The organism is Martinezella lusitana, assembly GCF_010668395.1.
Classification (GTDB): domain Bacteria; phylum Pseudomonadota; class Alphaproteobacteria; order Rhizobiales; family Rhizobiaceae; genus Rhizobium; species Rhizobium lusitanum_A.
The window spans coordinates 81,637-97,013 of the sequence record NZ_WUEY01000015.1; the positions used below are offsets into that span (position 1 = coordinate 81,637).

Below are 15,377 nucleotides of genomic sequence, written 5' to 3' on the forward strand. Positions count from 1 at the left end.
ATGTTGCCGATCGCAGCAAAAAGGTGCTACCCACCGCGCATGATCGACATTGCCAAGCCCATTTCCCTCATGTGGTGGCGCTCCATCTAGGAGCGGCAGTCGTCATGTCTTGAAATCGACCCTGCCGCCGTGATCCGGCAGGCATGTCCATTTCCGTCTTCCTTCCCGATTGCGGCGGCTCCTTTTGCGGAGCAACAAAATGTTTTCCCCCATCGATACCCGTCCCGTCATCCTGACGGGCGACCGGACCACCGGTCCGCTTCATCTCGGTCATTATGTCGGGTCGCTGAAAAGCCGCGTCGCGCTTCAGCAAAGCCATCGGCAGTTCCTGCTGCTGGCGGATACGCAGGCGCTGACGGACAATGCCCATGATCCCGAAAAGGTTCGTCGCAACGTTCTCGAAGTCGCCATCGATTATCTCGCTGTCGGCATCGATCCCGCGCTGACGACGATCTGCGTTCAATCCGCCCTGCCGGCGCTGGCGGAATTGACGCTGCTCTACCTGAATTTCGTCACCGTCAGCCGGCTGGAGCGCAACCCGACGATCAAGACAGAGATCCAGATGCGTGGTTTCGAACGGGACGTGCCGGCCGGCTTTCTCTGCTATCCGGTGGCGCAGGCGGCCGACATCACCGCCTTCAAGGCGACGGTCGTTCCCGTCGGCGAGGATCAGGCACCATTGATCGAGCAGACCAATGAGATCGTCCGCCGTCTCAACCGGCAGATCGGGCGCAATATTCTGGTCGAGGCCGAGGCCATGGTGCCGCGTGTGGGCCGCCTGCCTGGCGTCGATGGAAAAGCGAAGATGAGCAAATCCCAAGGCAATGCCATTCCGCTCTCGGCATCGCCCGATGATATCAGCGACGCGGTGCGGCGCATGTATACCGACCCGGACCACTTGCGCGTCAGCGATCCGGGGAGGGTCGAGGGAAATGTCGTCTTCACCTATCTCGATGCTTTCTGCGACGACCGGCAATTGGTCGAAGACATGAAGGCACATTATCGTCGCGGCGGCCTCGGCGACGTCACCCTGAAGAGACATCTGGAAGAGGTGCTGCAAACGCTGCTCGCGCCGATCCGTGAGCGGCGCGCGCGCTATGCCGCCGCGCCGAACCATGTCATGGATGTCGTGCGCGAGGGTACGCGAAAGGCAAGGGAACGGACGCAGGCGACGCTTGCGGAGCTGCGATCCGCCTTGGGCCTGTTTACGCTGGATTGAGCATTCCGCGGAAAGGCAACGAGACCTTTCTGTCGGGAACGAAACGAAAGCGGCCTGACGCTTCAGGGAAACGCCAGGCCGTATTCCAACATGAGATGGTGCGACGCTCTGATTATTCGGCCAGAGCGACGGCGATTTCGGCGGCCAGACGTGCGTTGTTCTCGACAAGCGCAATGTTGGTCTTGAGGCTGCGGCCTTCCGTGATGTCGAAGATGGTGCCCAGCAGGTAAGGCGTCACGGCCTTGCCGGAGACTTCGTCGCGCTCTGCGCTGTCGATGGCGCGCTGGATATAGATTTCCATTTCCTCACGCGGGATTTCGGCGGCTTCCGGCACAGGATTGGCGATCAGCATGCCGCCATCGATGCCGAGCTGTTCGCGCGTCGTCTGGAAATTGGCGATGGCGGCCGGGCTGTTCAGCGTCAGCGGGCTTGCGAGGCCGGAAGAGCGCGACCAGAAGGCCGGGAACTCGGTGCTGTCATAGGTCACGACCGGAACACCACGGGTTTCCAGCACTTCGAGCGTCTTCGGAATGTCGAGGATCGCCTTGGCGCCGGCGCACACGACGATGACGCCGGTGCGGGAAAGCTCTTCAAGATCGGCCGAAATATCGAAGCTCTCTTCTGCGCCGCGATGCACGCCGCCGATACCGCCGGTGGCGAACACCTTGATGCCGGCACGGGCCGCGGCGATCATGGTGGCGGCAACGGTGGTGGCGCCGGTGCGGCGCTCGGCGATCGCGAAAGCGATGTCGGCGCGCGAGACCTTCATGGCGCCTTCCGTCTTGGCCAATGCTTCCAGTTCTTCCGGCTCGAGACCGATATGCAGAGTGCCGTGAATGACGGCTATGGTCGCCGGAACGGCGCCTTCCTGGCGAATGATCTCCTCGACGCTGCGGGCCATCTCGATATTGCCGGGATAGGGCATGCCGTGGGTGATGATGGTCGATTCCAGGGCGACGAGCGGTGCGCCGCGCAGCTTGGCGGCGGCGACTTCCTTCGAATAGGAGATCGGAAGCAGTGGCGAGATAGGCTGGGTCATTGTCGTTTCCAATTCACTGAAACAGTATACGCGTTTTGAACAGGCTTCATGACAGAATTTCGGCCTTGGGAACAAGGGCCAAGGTTGTCTTTAGCAGTTCCGGAGAGAGATTTTCTGCCGTGGCATACGGGGACTGCACGGTGATCGCCGCGGCGGCGGCGCCGTGGCGGACGGCTTCCGCGAGATCGTGGCCGGCAAGCAAAGCGGACAGAACACCGGAAGCGAGGGAATCTCCCGCCCCGGTGACATCGGCGACATTATCGACGACGGGCGGCTGCAGGCTGACGACGGCATCGCGCGAGAATGCGATCAGCGCGCGCTTGCCGCGGGTGATCACGCCATTGCGCAGGCCGAGCGCGCGCAACGCGCCTATCCATTCGCGCGGATCTTCCGGGCGGCTTTCGGTCAGCGCGGCGGCTTCGGCCTCATTGAGGAACATATGGTCGATGCCGGCAAGGCTCGGCTTCAGCCGCACGACTTTTGCGGGCGAGATCGCAATGGCGGCGACGGGCTTGCCGCATGCGGCGGCCCTTGCCGCAATCGCTGCCAAAGTCTCGGCCGGCAGATTGGCGTCGCAGAGAACGAGGTCGGTATCGTCGAAAGCGTCGCGGACGGAACGAATCGACAGCCGCCTCGGAACGAACAGCTTGTAGAGTTCCATATCGGCAAGCGCGATGACGAGATTGCCGTCATTTTCCAGGATCGCGGTATAGCTCGGCGTCTTGCGGTCGAGGAAGACGAAGGGCCGATCGTCGATGCCGGCATGGCTGGCGGCTTCCGCCACCATCTCGCCTGAAGGATCGCCGCCGCGCGGCGAGATCAGCCGGACGTCGAAGCCGAGACGCGCAAGGTTGCGGGCTGCGTTGAAACCGCCGCCGCCGGGTTCCTCGAACCATCCGCCGGGATTGCTGGCGCCGGGCGCCGTCTCGCCGAAGATGCGGCCGCGCCGGTCGATATGGGCGCCGCCGAGAACGAGAATCTTCTTCGCCATATGGTTATCCTCAGCAATCGGAAAGACGAATCGGGCAGGGCAACGGCACGTCCGAATTAATCGCCCCGGATCCGTAAGTGTCTGGGAAGAAAGAAGAAAACAAAAGTAGAACGGAATTCATTTTACCTTTTTCTTTCAATTGCTTGTTGTGTCCTTGCGATAAAAGAACAAATAGAGTACAGAATTCTCATCGGCGGCGACATTGCTAGAGCGGCTTCAATAACCTAAAGGTGGATCGAATGTCTCAGAATTCTTTGCGGCTTGTAGAGGACAAATCGGTGGATAAAAGCAAGGCACTTGAAGCGGCACTCTCTCAAATTGAGCGGTCGTTCGGCAAGGGCTCGATCATGAAGCTCGGCTCTAACGAGAATGTGGTCGAAATCGAAACGGTTTCCACCGGCTCTCTGAGCCTCGATATCGCCCTCGGCATTGGCGGCTTGCCGAAGGGACGCATCATCGAAATCTATGGGCCGGAAAGCTCCGGCAAGACGACGCTGGCGCTGCAGACCATTGCTGAGGCCCAGAAGAAGGGTGGCATCTGCGCCTTCGTCGATGCGGAACATGCGCTCGATCCGGTCTATGCCCGCAAGCTCGGCGTCGACCTGCAGAACCTTCTGATCTCGCAGCCGGATACCGGCGAGCAGGCGCTTGAAATCACCGACACGCTGGTGCGCTCCGGCGCCGTCGACGTTCTCGTGGTCGATTCCGTCGCGGCATTGACGCCGCGCGCCGAAATCGAAGGTGAGATGGGTGACAGCCTGCCGGGCCTGCAGGCCCGTCTGATGAGCCAGGCACTGCGCAAGCTCACGGCTTCGATTTCGAAGTCCAAGACCATGGTGATCTTCATCAACCAGATTCGTATGAAGATCGGCGTCATGTTCGGCTCGCCGGAAACGACGACGGGCGGCAATGCGCTGAAGTTCTATGCCTCGGTTCGCCTCGACATCCGCCGTATCGGCGCGGTCAAGGAGCGCGAAGAGGTGATCGGCAACCAGACCCGCGTCAAGGTCGTCAAGAACAAGATGGCGCCGCCCTTCAAGCAGGTCGAGTTCGACATCATGTATGGCGAAGGCGTTTCCAAGACGGGCGAGCTGGTCGATCTCGGCGTCAAGGCCGGTATCGTCGAAAAGTCCGGCGCCTGGTTCTCCTATAACAGCCAGCGTCTCGGCCAGGGCCGCGAGAATGCGAAGATCTTCCTGCGCGACAATCCGGATCTCTCCCGCGAGATCGAATTGTCGCTGCGCCAGAATGCCGGCCTCATCGCCGATCGCTTCCTGCAGAATGGCGGTCCCGACGCCGATGATGGCGACGCGTCCGGCGAATAATGATTTCCGGGGAGCAATTCCTGGCTTGAGACTAGACTAAAAAACCGAAACCGGCCGTATTGTCCAAGGGATGTGCGGCCGGTTTTGTTCGTGCGGCTGGACAGCGCCCGGAGCGAACGATAAAAGCCACTGACTTTGATGCAAGTTGCCGAGCGCAGTACTGAAGGGCCCCATATGAGCGGTGTGAATGAAATCCGGTCGACCTTTCTCGACTACTTTAAGAAAAACGGCCACGAGATCGTGCCGTCGAGCCCGCTCGTACCGCGCAACGATCCGACATTGATGTTCACCAATGCCGGCATGGTGCAGTTCAAGAACGTTTTCACCGGCCTTGAGCAGCGTCCCTACAAGACGGCCTCGACGGCGCAGAAATGCGTTCGCGCCGGCGGCAAGCACAACGACCTCGACAATGTCGGCTATACCGCCCGCCATCACACCTTCTTCGAAATGCTCGGCAATTTCTCCTTTGGCGACTATTTCAAGGAGCGCGCCATCGAGCTTGCCTGGAACCTGATTACCAAGGAATTCGGGCTCGACGCCAAGCGTCTGCTGGTCACGGTCTACCATACCGACGACGACGCCTTTAACCTGTGGAAGAAGATCGCCGGCCTTTCGGACGACAAGATCATCCGCATCGCCACGAGCGACAATTTCTGGGCGATGGGCGATACCGGTCCCTGCGGCCCCTGTTCTGAAATATTCTACGACCACGGCGATCATATCTGGGGCGGCCCTCCCGGCTCTCCGGAAGAAGATGGCGACCGCTTCATCGAGATCTGGAATCTCGTCTTCATGCAGTTCGAGCAGATCACCAAGCAGGAGCGTGTCGATCTGCCGCGTCCGTCGATCGATACCGGCATGGGTCTCGAGCGCGTTGCCGCCGTTCTGCAGGGCAAGCACGACAACTATGATATCGACCTGTTCCGCGCGCTGATCGAAGCCTCCGAAGAGGCGACGGGCGTCAAGGCCGAGGGCGAACATCGCGCCAGCCATCGCGTCATCGCCGACCACCTGCGTTCCTCCGCCTTCCTGATTGCCGATGGCGTGCTGCCGTCGAACGAAGGCCGTGGCTACGTGCTTCGCCGTATCATGCGCCGCGCCATGCGCCATGCGCAGTTGCTCGGCGCCAAAGAACCGTTGATGTGGAAGCTCCTGCCGGCGCTGATCCAGCAGATGGGCCGGGCCTATCCTGAGCTGGTGCGCGCCGAAGCGCTGACGTCCGAGACGCTGAAGCTCGAGGAGACCCGTTTCCGCAAGACGCTGGAACGCGGCCTGTCGTTGCTGAACGATGCCACCTCGGATCTGCACAAGGGCGACAGCCTGGACGGCGAAACCGCCTTCAAGCTCTACGACACCTATGGCTTCCCACTCGATCTGACGCAGGACGCACTGCGCGCCCGCGGCATCGGCGTCGATATTTCCAGCTTCACCGATGCGATGGAGCGGCAGAAGGCCGAGGCACGCTCGCACTGGACCGGCTCCGGCGACAAGGCGACCGAAACCATCTGGTTCGAGCTCAAGGAAAAGAACGGCGCGACCGAATTCCTCGGCTACGACACGGAAGCAGCCGAAGGCTTCATCCAGGCAATCGTCAAGGACGGCGTTGCCGTCGACAGCGCTGCTGCCGGCGACAAGGTACAGATCGTCGTCAACCAGACGCCGTTCTATGGCGAATCCGGCGGCCAGATGGGCGATACCGGCGTCATTTCCAGCGATAACGGCAAGCTGACGGTCGGCGACACCCAGAAGAAGGGCGAGGGCCTGTTCGTTCATATTGCCGAGGTTTCGGACGGTGCGATCAAGGTTGGCGATGCCGTCGTGCTGACGGTCGATCACGCAAGGCGCTCGCGCCTGCGCGCCAACCATTCCGCCACCCACCTGCTGCATGAGGCCCTGCGCGAAGTGCTCGGCACCCATGTCGCGCAGAAAGGCTCGCTGGTTGCGCCCGAGCGCTTGCGCTTCGACGTCTCCCACCCGAAGCCGATGACGGCCGAGGAGCTGAAGGTCGTGGAGGAGATGGCGAACGAGATCGTTCTGCAGAACTCTCCGGTTACGACCCGGCTGATGAGCGTCGACGATGCGATCGCAGAAGGTGCGATGGCGCTGTTCGGCGAGAAGTACGGCGATGAGGTGCGCGTTGTGTCCATGGGGCAGGGCGTGCATGGCGCCAAAGCCGGCAAGCCCTATTCCATCGAGCTCTGCGGCGGCACGCATGTGTCCGCCACCGGCCAGATCGGTCTTGTCCGCATCCTCGGCGACAGCGCCGTCGGTGCCGGCGTGCGCCGTATCGAAGCCGTCACCGGCGAATCCGCGCGCAGCTATCTCGCCGAGCAGGACGAGCGCGTGAAGAACCTCGCCTCGACGCTGAAGGTCCAGCCGGCAGACGTCGTTTCGCGCGTCGAAGCCCTGATGGACGAGCGCCGCAAGCTGGAGCGCGAATTGGCCGATGCCAAGCGTAAGCTTGCCATGGGTGGCGGCCAAAGCGGTTCTGCCGATGCGGTGCGCGAGGTCAATGGCGTCAAGTTCCTGGGCAAGGCCATTTCCGGCGTCGATCCCAAGGACCTCAAGGGTCTGGCGGACGAGGCCAAGGCTGGCCTCGGCTCGGGCGTCGTGGCGCTGATCGGCGTTTCCGAGGATGGCAAGGCCAGCGCGGTCGTCGCCGTTACCGAAGACCTGATCGGCCGCTTCAGCGCCGTCGATCTCGTCCGCGTCGCTTCGGCCGCCCTTGGCGGCAAGGGCGGCGGCGGCCGTCCCGACATGGCCCAGGCCGGTGGCCCTGATGGCGGCAAGGCCGACGAGGCGCTTGAGGCTGTGGCTGCAGCTCTCAACGGCTAATACGCCAATTTCCCATTGATAATCAAAAGTGGCGGATGCTTCGGTATCCGCCATTTTCTTTTGCGGCGTAACTCCGCAGGATTTGTCAAATCCGGTTATGGTCTTGTCGGGCCGATCGGTTTGCAAGAGGTTTGACATGAGTGGTGGAACGGCGTGGACGCTTTACGAGACCCGGTTGCGGCGGGTTTCGGCCTATATCCATGAGCATCTGGATGACGAGCTCGATATGGAAAAGCTCGCCGAAATCGCCTGCATGTCCAGCTATCACTGGCACAGGATCTATCGGGCGATCTATGGCGAGACGGCGGCGGCCACGGTCAAGCGGCTGCGGCTGCATCGCGCCGCCGGCGATCTCGTCAACACCCGTCTATCCATCCGCGACATTGCAAAGCGGTCGGGCTATCCCAACCTCCAGTCGTTCAACCGCATCTTCAGGTCCGTCTACGGCATGCCGCCGGCGCGATATCGGAATGAGGGAAGCCATACGATCTTCGAACCCAGTACCCAAGGAAGGATCACGGTCTTGTTCGACGTTACGCTTCGCACCATCTCCCCGATGTCACTCATCGGTGTCGCCCATCGCGGCTCCTACATGCAAATCGGCCAGGCTTTCGAGACACTGTTCGGCACCATCTTTGCCCGCGGCCTTGCGGGGCCCGACATGCGCATGATCGGCGTTTATCTCGACGATCCCGATGTCGTCGCGGCGGAGAAGCTGCGTTCCTATGCTTGCGTCACCGCCGGCGAAGGAACGGCGGCCGATGCGCCGCTGGAGCGGCGCTCGGTGGATGGCGGAGATTATGCCGTACTGCGCCACAAGGGCCCCTATGCCGATATGCACAAGGCCTATCAATGGCTCTACGCGCAATGGCTGCCGGCCTCGGGGCGCCAGCTCCGCGATACCGTCATGTTCGAGGAATATATCAACAATCCGCGCGACGTGCCGCCGACGGAGCTCCTGACCGATATCTACATGCCGCTGCAATAGCGGCATGTAGGGTGGTCGAGGACTCTCTCTTAGAGCTTTGTGTTTTCAGGCATTTGCCTGCTTGGGCATCGCGGCGTCGTCAAGTTCGTTGCCACGGCGATACGCGTCGCGGTCGCTGACGCGGCTCCAATAGTCGATGAAAGCCGGGCGCTTCTCGATCGTCCCGAAGGCGAGGCCCCAGCCGACATGCGAACCGACATAGACGTCGGCGGCCGTGAAACGGTCGCCGGCGATGAAGGGCGAGGCGCTGACGGCCCGTTCCAGGGTGTCGAAGACATGGTCGAGACTGCCGCAGCCGGCCATGCGCAGGCGTTCGGTGGGGATTTCGAAGCCGAGGGCGCGGTTGGTCACCGCCATCTCCATCGGCCCGGCGGCGAAGAACATCCAGCGGAAGTAGTTGCCGCGTTCGGCGGCGGTCGGCGCAAGACCGGCCTGCGGGAATGTTTCCGCCAGATAGGCGCAAATGGCCGCGCCTTCTGTGACGATGGTCTCGCCATGCTTGATGGCGGGCACCTTGCCCATGGGATTGACCGCAAGATACTCCGGCGCCTTCATCGTCGTGCCGAAGTCGAGATACTCGGTGCGGTAGGGTTGGCCGATCTCCTCCAGCATCCAACGGGCGATGCGTCCGCGCGACATGGGGTTTGTGTAGAAAACGAGTTCCTCGGCCATCTGTCTCTCCCTTTTGTTGCGCGCATTCTTGCCATCGCTCCACTCCGGCGGCAAGATTCCAGGCAAAAAGTCATGACCTCCACCAAAGGTGGAGGTTTGAAACGCTGCGCTTGAACCACTAGAAGTGGTTTTGTTAGTGCTTAGTAGCTACGATTAAAGAGGTCGGCAAAGTCGGAAGCTTTGTCGGCCTTTTCTTGGTTCCGGATATATTGTCTGACGACCTGCTCATTATAGCCCGTCGTCGACACGAAATACCCACGTGCCCAAAAGTGATACCCTTTGTAGCGGCGCTTACGCGCGTACTTGTTGGCAATGTAAAGAGCCGTCTTGCCCTTCAAAAATCCAACTATATGCGCGACCGAGTATTTCGGCGGGATCGATATCAACATGTGGACATGATCGGGCATCAAATGACCCTCTTCGATCTGGCAGCCCTTTTGCTGAGCCAGACGACGTAAGAGTTCACCCAACTCTCGACGCACATCCCCGTAGAGTCTTTTCGTTCGGTATTTGCTGCCAAAAACAACGTGATATTTGCAGTCCCACGTCGCATGCGAGAGCGATTGCTCATCCATATAACCTCCTTGTTTGAAGTCTGGGCCACGCCAGCGGTTCAAGCAGGAGGTCTCTCAACTACCGTGTAAAACTCGTCCAGTCCTCCACCGTAGGTGGAGGTTTATTCTTGATATAAGAAAACCCGGCGCTGAGGCCGGGTTCTCTCAAGTTCCGATGCCTGCAAGGCTCAGGCAGCCATGGCCTTCTGGAGGTTTTCGTCGATCTTGTCGAGGAAAGCGGTGGTCGACAGCCAAGGCTGATCGGGGCCGATGAGCAGCGCCAGATCCTTGGTCATGAAGCCGGCTTCGACGGTATCGACGCAAACCTTTTCGAGCGTGGAAGCGAACTTGGCGAGTTCGGCATTGTCGTCCAGCTTGGCGCGATGGGCGAGACCGCGGGTCCAGGCGAAGATCGAGGCGATCGAGTTCGTCGAGGTTTCCTGGCCCTTCTGATGCTGGCGGTAGTGACGGGTGACCGTGCCGTGCGCGGCCTCGGCTTCGACCGTCTTGCCGTCCGGCGTCAAGAGAACCGAGGTCATCAGGCCGAGCGAGCCGAAGCCCTGGGCAACCGTGTCGGACTGGACGTCGCCGTCGTAGTTCTTGCAGGCCCAGACGTAACCGCCGGACCACTTCAGCGCGGAGGCGACCATGTCGTCGATCAGGCGGTGCTCATAGGTGATGCCGATTTCGTCGAACTTCGCCTTGAACTCGTTCTGGTAGACTTCCTCGAAGATGTCCTTGAAGCGGCCGTCATAGGCCTTGAGGATGGTGTTCTTGGTCGACAGGTAGACCGGCCACTTGCGCATCAGGCCGTACATCATCGAGGCACGGGCGAATTCGCGGATCGATTCGTCGAGGTTGTACATGGCCATGGCAACGCCGGCGCCGGGAGCGTCAAAGACGTCCTTCTCGATGACCGTGCCGTCTTCGCCGACGAACTTGATGGTCAGCTTGCCCTTGCCGGGGAACTTGAAGTCGGTGGCGCGGTACTGGTCGCCGAAGGCATGGCGGCCGACGACGATCGGCTTGGTCCAGCCCGGAACCAGGCGCGGCACGTTCTTGCAGATGATCGGCTCGCGGAAGATGACGCCGCCGAGGATGTTGCGGATCGTGCCGTTCGGGCTCTTCCACATCTGCTTGAGGTTGAATTCCTTGACGCGGTCTTCGTCCGGCGTGATCGTCGCGCACTTGATGCCGACGCCGTGCTTCTTGATGGCGTTGGCGGCATCGACGGTGACCTGGTCGTTGGTCGCGTCGCGGTTTTCGACCGAGAGGTCGTAATAGTCGATATCGATATCGAGGTAGGGGTAGATCAGTTTGTCTTTGATAAACTGCCAGATGATGCGAGTCATTTCGTCGCCATCGAGATCGGCAACGGGGTTAGCGACCTTGATCTTCTTCATACTTCTGCCTCGTTTAAGCTGATGGGACCGGATGGTCCTGTGGTGAATGTGAAGTCCCGAGCGCTATAACACCGCAAGCCCCGAACGCAAAGCCGGTAGAGCCCTCGAGATCGCGTTTTTGATCATTCGTGACACCGGTCGCTTTTTGATATCCGGCCATTGCCAAAGCGGTCGATGCGTCTAATGTCGCCCATGTTTTGCCTGTCGCAACGGAATCATATCATGCAGAAATTTGCCGCATCCGCGCTTGTCGTCACATTCCTTCAGTTCTCGTTCGGCGCGCATGCGGCGTTGGCCGCCGATGCGACGGCGCCGGTCAAGGCCATCATGGAGGCAACCGTTTCGAACTGGGCGGGCGGCGACAGCGACTGGCAGGATATTTTCGACGAAAGCAGGCTGAAGGATATCTATAGCAAGGATTTTGCGGCGAAATATGAGGCTGCGGCCCAGTTTCCCGCTGCCGATGAGGACGGCATCTCGCCATTCGATTATGACGTCATCGTCAACGCGCAGGACGCCTGTCCGCTGGAAGAGCTGAAGATCGCCGCCCAGCCGCCCAAGAACAATGTTACGGAGGTGCTGGCAACCTTCAAGAAATCCACCTGCATGGGCTCCGATGCCGACTATCAGAAGGTGACGACCGTGCGCTTCGAGGTGATCGATGAAGGCGGAAGGCCCGTCGTCGACGATATCGTCACGGATGACGACAACGGCAATCCGAGTTCGCTCAAGAGCGTGATGCAGGATCTCGTCAAACAGCAGCAACAGCCCACGGATCAGCAACAGCCGGCCAATCCGCAATAATCCAGCGGGATTCATCCGGCCGGCGATGCGCAAAAACCTTGCCGACCGTCGCCTGTCTCGCTATTGCGACCCGTCATTGGCGCGACTAGGCTCGCGCGCGGAGATTAAGGCATCATGGCAGGCACGAACAGCGAACGTCCACTTCTGGCCGAGGGGCCGGCCATTATTCTGGTCGAGCCGCAGATGGGTGAGAATATCGGCATGGTGGCGCGCGCCATGGCGAATTTCGGACTGGTCGAGCTGCGTCTGGTCAATCCGCGCGACGGCTGGCCGAACGAGCGGGCGCAGGCGACCGCCTCGAAGGCGGATCACATCATCGAGGCGACGAAGGTCTACGATACGCTGGAGCAGGCGATAGCAGATCTCAATTTCGTCTATGCGACGACGGCGCGCGAGCGCGATGGCTATAAGCCCGTTCGCTCGCCTGTCGTTGCGGCGGAGACCCTTCGCGCCCGGTTCAAGGCAGGTGAGGGCACCGGCATCTTGTTTGGGCGTGAACGTTGGGGCCTGACGAACGAGGAAGTCGCGCTGGCGGACGAGATCGTGACCTTCCCCGTCAATCCGGCCTTTGCTTCCCTGAACATCGCCCAGGCCGTGCTGCTGATGTCCTATGAGTGGATGAAGTCGGGCATGGAGGATGTGGGCGCGGTGCCTTTCCAGGCGATCGAGCAGCGGCCTTCGACGAAGGATCAGCTCTTTGGTCTCTTCGACCAGCTCGAGGAAGCGCTGGATGCCCGCAATTATTTCCATCCTGCCGGGAAAAAGCCGAAAATGGTCGACAATCTCCGCGCTGTCCTCTCGCGCCGGGCGTTTACCGAACAGGAAATCAGCGTCTTGCGCGGGGTGATCTCGTCTCTCGACCGCTTCACGCGAAAATCCCCGCGCGGCAGCGGCTCGCATCCCCGGTCTGGCAAAATGCCCTCGAAAGCTCCCAAGGAAACCACGAGCGATGACAGCAACGGCGAATGAGCTGAAACCGGTCCTCGTGTTCGATTCAGGGATCGGCGGTTTGACCGTGCTGCGTGAAGCGCGGGTGCTGATGCCGGAGCGCGGTTTCATCTATATCGCCGACGATGCCGGTTTCCCCTATGGAGGCTGGGAGGAGCGGGCGTTGAAGGAACGCATCGTCGACCTCTTCGCAAAATTGCTTGCTCAGTACGATCCGGAAGTCTGCATCATCGCCTGCAACACCGCCTTCACGCTTGTCGGCGCCGACCTGCGCGCCGCCTTTCCGCAGATGACGTTCGTGGGCACGGTGCCGGCGATCAAGCCGGCTGCCGAGCGAACCCGCTCCGGTCTCGTCTCGGTGCTCGCAACGCCGGGCACCGTCAAGCGCGCCTACACGCGCGACCTGATCCAGTCCTTCGCCACGCAATGCCATGTTCGGCTGGTGGGGTCGGAAAATCTGGCACGCCTGGCGGAAGCCTATATCCGTGGCGATGCGATCGCCGATGAGGCTGTCATGACGGAGATCGATCAGTGCTTCGTCGAGATGGATGGCCGCAAGACCGATATCGTCGTGCTCGCCTGCACGCATTACCCCTTCATGGCCAATATTTTCCGCAGGCTCGCGCCGTGGCCGGTCGATTGGCTCGATCCGGCCGAAGCGATTGCGCGACGGGCGCGCAGCCTGGTGCCGCAGGCGACCGATGCCGTCCATCCCGACAATTTCGATTTCGCAGTGTTCACCTCCGGCGCGCCGGATTTTCCGACCCGGCGGCTGATGCAGGGTTTTGGACTGAAGGCTTGAAGATGACCGAAAAAGTTTCGTTGCGTAAACTCGACCTTGCGGACATGCCGGCGGCTGCAGCCGTTCACCGGGCCTCCTTCGACGAGCGGCTTCCGACGCTGTCCGGGCTGCACACGCCGGAGGAAGACGTCGGTTTCTGGAGTGCCGTCGTATTCAAGGATTGCCAGATCTGGGGCGCGGAGGAGGGTGGCCGCCTGGTCGGCGTCATTGCTTTTCTCGAAGATTGGATCGATCAGCTCTACGTCCTGCCTGAGGCACAAGAGCGCGGTATCGGCAGCCGCCTCCTCGATGTCGCCAAATCGGCCTATCCGGTCCTTTCGCTCTGGACATTCAAGAGAAATGCGCCGGCGCGTCGCTTTTACGAAAAGCATGGCTTCTTCGTGGTTGACGAGTCGGACGGGGCAGGCAATGAGGAAAAGGAACCGGATGTGCTTTACAAATGGGAAGCACGCTTGCACCGGATGTAATGCAAGGTCTGACTGAGCGGCGGGATATTGGGAGCTCGATAGTTGATGTCTTTTGAGAATGATTTCTGTGTTGTTGTCGAGGCAAGCCATGCGTCTGCGTGAATGCCACAACTTCCATGATTTTCGCCTTCTCGCGAAAAAGCGTCTTCCCGGCCCGATCTTCAACTATATCGACGGCGCAGCCGACGACGAAGTGACGCTGCGGCGAAACACATCGAGCTTCGAAAGCTGCGATCTCGTTCCCAACGTCCTGCGCGGGGTCAGCGAGATCGACATGTCCGTCACCGTCATGGGACAAAAGCTTGCGACGCCCTTCTATTGCTCGCCGACGGCTCTGCAGCGTCTATTCCATCATCAGGGCGAGAACGCGGTCGCTGCCGCGGCGGCCTCGCTCGGCACGATGTTCGGCGTCTCCTCGCTCGGCACGGTCAGCCTCGAGGAAATCCGCAAGAAGCACGAGGGGCCGCAGGTCTACCAGTTCTATTTCCATAAGGATCGCGGACTGAACCGGGCGATGATGGAGCGGGCGAAGGAAGCCGGCGTCAACGTGATGATGCTGACGGTCGACAGCATTACCGGCGGCAATCGCGAGCGCGATCTTCGCACCGGATTTTCTATTCCCTTCAAGCTCAATCTGGCGGGCGTCACCCAGTTCGCCATCAAGCCGGCCTGGGCGCTGAACTATGTGACGCATGAGAAATTCCGCCTGCCGCAGCTCGACGAGCATGTGGACATGAGCGGCGGCGCCATGTCGATCGGCAAGTATTTCACCGAGATGCTCGATCCGTCGATGAACTGGAACGATGTCGCGGAAATGGTGAAGCATTGGGACGGGCAGTTCTGCCTGAAGGGCATCATGTCGGTCGAGGATGCCAAGCGCGCGGTCGACATCGGATGCACCGGCATCGTGCTTTCGAACCATGGCGGCCGGCAATTGGACGGCTCGCGTTCCGCTTTCGATCAGCTGGCGGAGATCGTCGACGCCGTCGGCCATCGCATCGATGTGATGATGGATGGCGGCATCCAGCGCGGCACGCATGTTTTGAAGGCCCTGTCGCTCGGCGCCAAGGCAGTCGGTCTCGGCCGCTTCTATCTCTATCCTCTGGCCGCTGCCGGCCAGGCGGGTGTCGAGCGCGCACTGAGGCATTTGCGCACCGAGATCGAGCGCGACATGAAGCTGATGGGCTGCACCTCCGTCAGCCAGTTGTCGCGGGCCAATCTGCGGTTCCGCTGACATCGCGATTGCCTGTGGGTTTTTTCAATCCACGGGCGCGAAGCTTGGAAATCTTTGCTAGACGGAGGCGCGTCCTTTCAGAAAGATGGGACGCAT

The 15,377-nt window shown here is 60.7% G+C and carries 14 protein-coding genes; 9 read left to right on the forward strand and 5 right to left on the reverse strand.

What is annotated here, in order from left to right; genetic code table 11:
* Positions 1–199 precede the first annotated feature (199 nt).
* Positions 200–1,219, forward strand: coding sequence for a tryptophan--tRNA ligase (trpS, locus tag GR212_RS25970; RefSeq protein WP_163990974.1), 1,020 nt, complete (start codon positions 200–202; stop codon positions 1,217–1,219).
* Between the two features lie 112 nt (positions 1,220–1,331).
* Here the strand turns inward: trpS and GR212_RS25975 are convergent, their stop codons facing one another.
* Both GR212_RS25975 and GR212_RS25980 read right to left on the reverse strand, forming a co-directional pair.
* Positions 1,332–2,258 (reverse strand): pseudouridine-5'-phosphate glycosidase, encoded by a 927-nt coding sequence (locus tag GR212_RS25975; protein WP_163990976.1) that lies wholly within the window; start codon positions 2,256–2,258, stop codon positions 1,332–1,334.
* A gap of 46 nt (positions 2,259–2,304) precedes the next feature.
* Positions 2,305–3,249 (reverse strand): carbohydrate kinase family protein, encoded by a 945-nt coding sequence (locus GR212_RS25980; RefSeq protein ID WP_163990978.1) that lies wholly within the window; start codon positions 3,247–3,249, stop codon positions 2,305–2,307.
* Positions 3,250–3,488: 239 nt separating this feature from the next.
* Between GR212_RS25980 and recA the strand changes: the two genes are divergently transcribed.
* From recA to GR212_RS25995, 3 genes are all read left to right on the forward strand, one after another.
* A complete protein-coding gene (gene recA, locus GR212_RS25985; protein ID WP_112797567.1) occupies positions 3,489–4,574 on the forward strand; it encodes a recombinase RecA in 1,086 nt (361 codons plus the stop codon).
* Positions 4,575–4,748: 174 nt separating this feature from the next.
* On the forward strand, positions 4,749–7,409 hold the full coding sequence (alaS, locus tag GR212_RS25990; protein WP_163990980.1) for an alanine--tRNA ligase: 2,661 nt from the start codon (positions 4,749–4,751) through the stop codon (positions 7,407–7,409).
* 136 nt (positions 7,410–7,545) lie between these two features.
* A complete protein-coding gene (locus tag GR212_RS25995) occupies positions 7,546–8,397 on the forward strand; it encodes an AraC family transcriptional regulator (protein WP_163990982.1) in 852 nt (283 codons plus the stop codon).
* Between the two features lie 45 nt (positions 8,398–8,442).
* Here the strand turns inward: GR212_RS25995 and GR212_RS26000 are convergent, their stop codons facing one another.
* The 3 genes from GR212_RS26000 to GR212_RS26010 all read right to left on the reverse strand — a co-directional run bounded on the left by GR212_RS26000 (position 8,443) and on the right by GR212_RS26010 (position 11,026).
* Positions 8,443–9,069, reverse strand: a complete 627-nt coding sequence (locus tag GR212_RS26000; RefSeq protein ID WP_163990984.1) for a glutathione S-transferase family protein — start codon at positions 9,067–9,069, stop codon at positions 8,443–8,445.
* Positions 9,070–9,209: 140 nt separating this feature from the next.
* Positions 9,210–9,644: an IS200/IS605 family transposase gene (gene tnpA / locus GR212_RS26005; RefSeq protein ID WP_113356627.1), complete on the reverse strand. Its 435-nt coding sequence runs from the start codon at positions 9,642–9,644 to the stop codon at positions 9,210–9,212.
* A gap of 167 nt (positions 9,645–9,811) precedes the next feature.
* Positions 9,812–11,026, reverse strand: coding sequence for an NADP-dependent isocitrate dehydrogenase (locus GR212_RS26010; protein WP_163990986.1), 1,215 nt, complete (start codon positions 11,024–11,026; stop codon positions 9,812–9,814).
* A gap of 222 nt (positions 11,027–11,248) precedes the next feature.
* Between GR212_RS26010 and GR212_RS26015 the strand changes: the two genes are divergently transcribed.
* The 5 genes from GR212_RS26015 to GR212_RS26035 all read left to right on the forward strand — a co-directional run bounded on the left by GR212_RS26015 (position 11,249) and on the right by GR212_RS26035 (position 15,281).
* Positions 11,249–11,830, forward strand: coding sequence for a hypothetical protein (locus GR212_RS26015; protein ID WP_163990988.1), 582 nt, complete (start codon positions 11,249–11,251; stop codon positions 11,828–11,830).
* A gap of 114 nt (positions 11,831–11,944) precedes the next feature.
* The gene (locus GR212_RS26020; protein WP_163990990.1) at positions 11,945–12,799 is read left to right on the forward strand and encodes an RNA methyltransferase; all 855 of its coding nucleotides are present in this window, start codon (positions 11,945–11,947) and stop codon (positions 12,797–12,799) included.
* Positions 12,780–13,580, forward strand: a complete 801-nt coding sequence (gene murI / locus GR212_RS26025) for a glutamate racemase (protein ID WP_163990992.1) — start codon at positions 12,780–12,782, stop codon at positions 13,578–13,580. The genes GR212_RS26020 and murI overlap by 20 nt, the downstream gene beginning before the upstream one ends.
* 2 nt (positions 13,581–13,582) lie before the next feature.
* Positions 13,583–14,047: a GNAT family N-acetyltransferase gene (locus tag GR212_RS26030; RefSeq protein WP_163990994.1), complete on the forward strand. Its 465-nt coding sequence runs from the start codon at positions 13,583–13,585 to the stop codon at positions 14,045–14,047.
* Between the two features lie 88 nt (positions 14,048–14,135).
* Positions 14,136–15,281, forward strand: a complete 1,146-nt coding sequence (locus tag GR212_RS26035; protein ID WP_163990996.1) for an alpha-hydroxy acid oxidase — start codon at positions 14,136–14,138, stop codon at positions 15,279–15,281.
* Positions 15,282–15,377 lie beyond the last annotated feature (96 nt).

Bases quoted from the DNA above. Each gene is read 5' to 3' on its own strand.
- trpS (WP_163990974.1), top strand. From the start codon at position 200: ATGTTTTCCCCCATCGATACCCGTCCCGTCATCCTGACGGGCGACCGG.
- GR212_RS25975 (WP_163990976.1), bottom strand. From the start codon at position 2,258: ATGACCCAGCCTATCTCGCCACTGCTTCCGATCTCCTATTCGAAGGAA.
- GR212_RS25980 (WP_163990978.1), bottom strand. From the start codon at position 3,249: ATGGCGAAGAAGATTCTCGTTCTCGGCGGCGCCCATATCGACCGGCGC.
- recA (WP_112797567.1), top strand. From the start codon at position 3,489: ATGTCTCAGAATTCTTTGCGGCTTGTAGAGGACAAATCGGTGGATAAA.
- alaS (WP_163990980.1), top strand. From the start codon at position 4,749: ATGAGCGGTGTGAATGAAATCCGGTCGACCTTTCTCGACTACTTTAAG.
- GR212_RS25995 (WP_163990982.1), top strand. From the start codon at position 7,546: ATGAGTGGTGGAACGGCGTGGACGCTTTACGAGACCCGGTTGCGGCGG.
- GR212_RS26000 (WP_163990984.1), bottom strand. From the start codon at position 9,069: ATGGCCGAGGAACTCGTTTTCTACACAAACCCCATGTCGCGCGGACGC.
- tnpA (WP_113356627.1), bottom strand. From the start codon at position 9,644: ATGGATGAGCAATCGCTCTCGCATGCGACGTGGGACTGCAAATATCAC.
- GR212_RS26010 (WP_163990986.1), bottom strand. From the start codon at position 11,026: ATGAAGAAGATCAAGGTCGCTAACCCCGTTGCCGATCTCGATGGCGAC.
- GR212_RS26015 (WP_163990988.1), top strand. From the start codon at position 11,249: ATGCAGAAATTTGCCGCATCCGCGCTTGTCGTCACATTCCTTCAGTTC.
- GR212_RS26020 (WP_163990990.1), top strand. From the start codon at position 11,945: ATGGCAGGCACGAACAGCGAACGTCCACTTCTGGCCGAGGGGCCGGCC.
- murI (WP_163990992.1), top strand. From the start codon at position 12,780: ATGACAGCAACGGCGAATGAGCTGAAACCGGTCCTCGTGTTCGATTCA.
- GR212_RS26030 (WP_163990994.1), top strand. From the start codon at position 13,583: ATGACCGAAAAAGTTTCGTTGCGTAAACTCGACCTTGCGGACATGCCG.
- GR212_RS26035 (WP_163990996.1), top strand. From the start codon at position 14,136: ATGCGTCTGCGTGAATGCCACAACTTCCATGATTTTCGCCTTCTCGCG.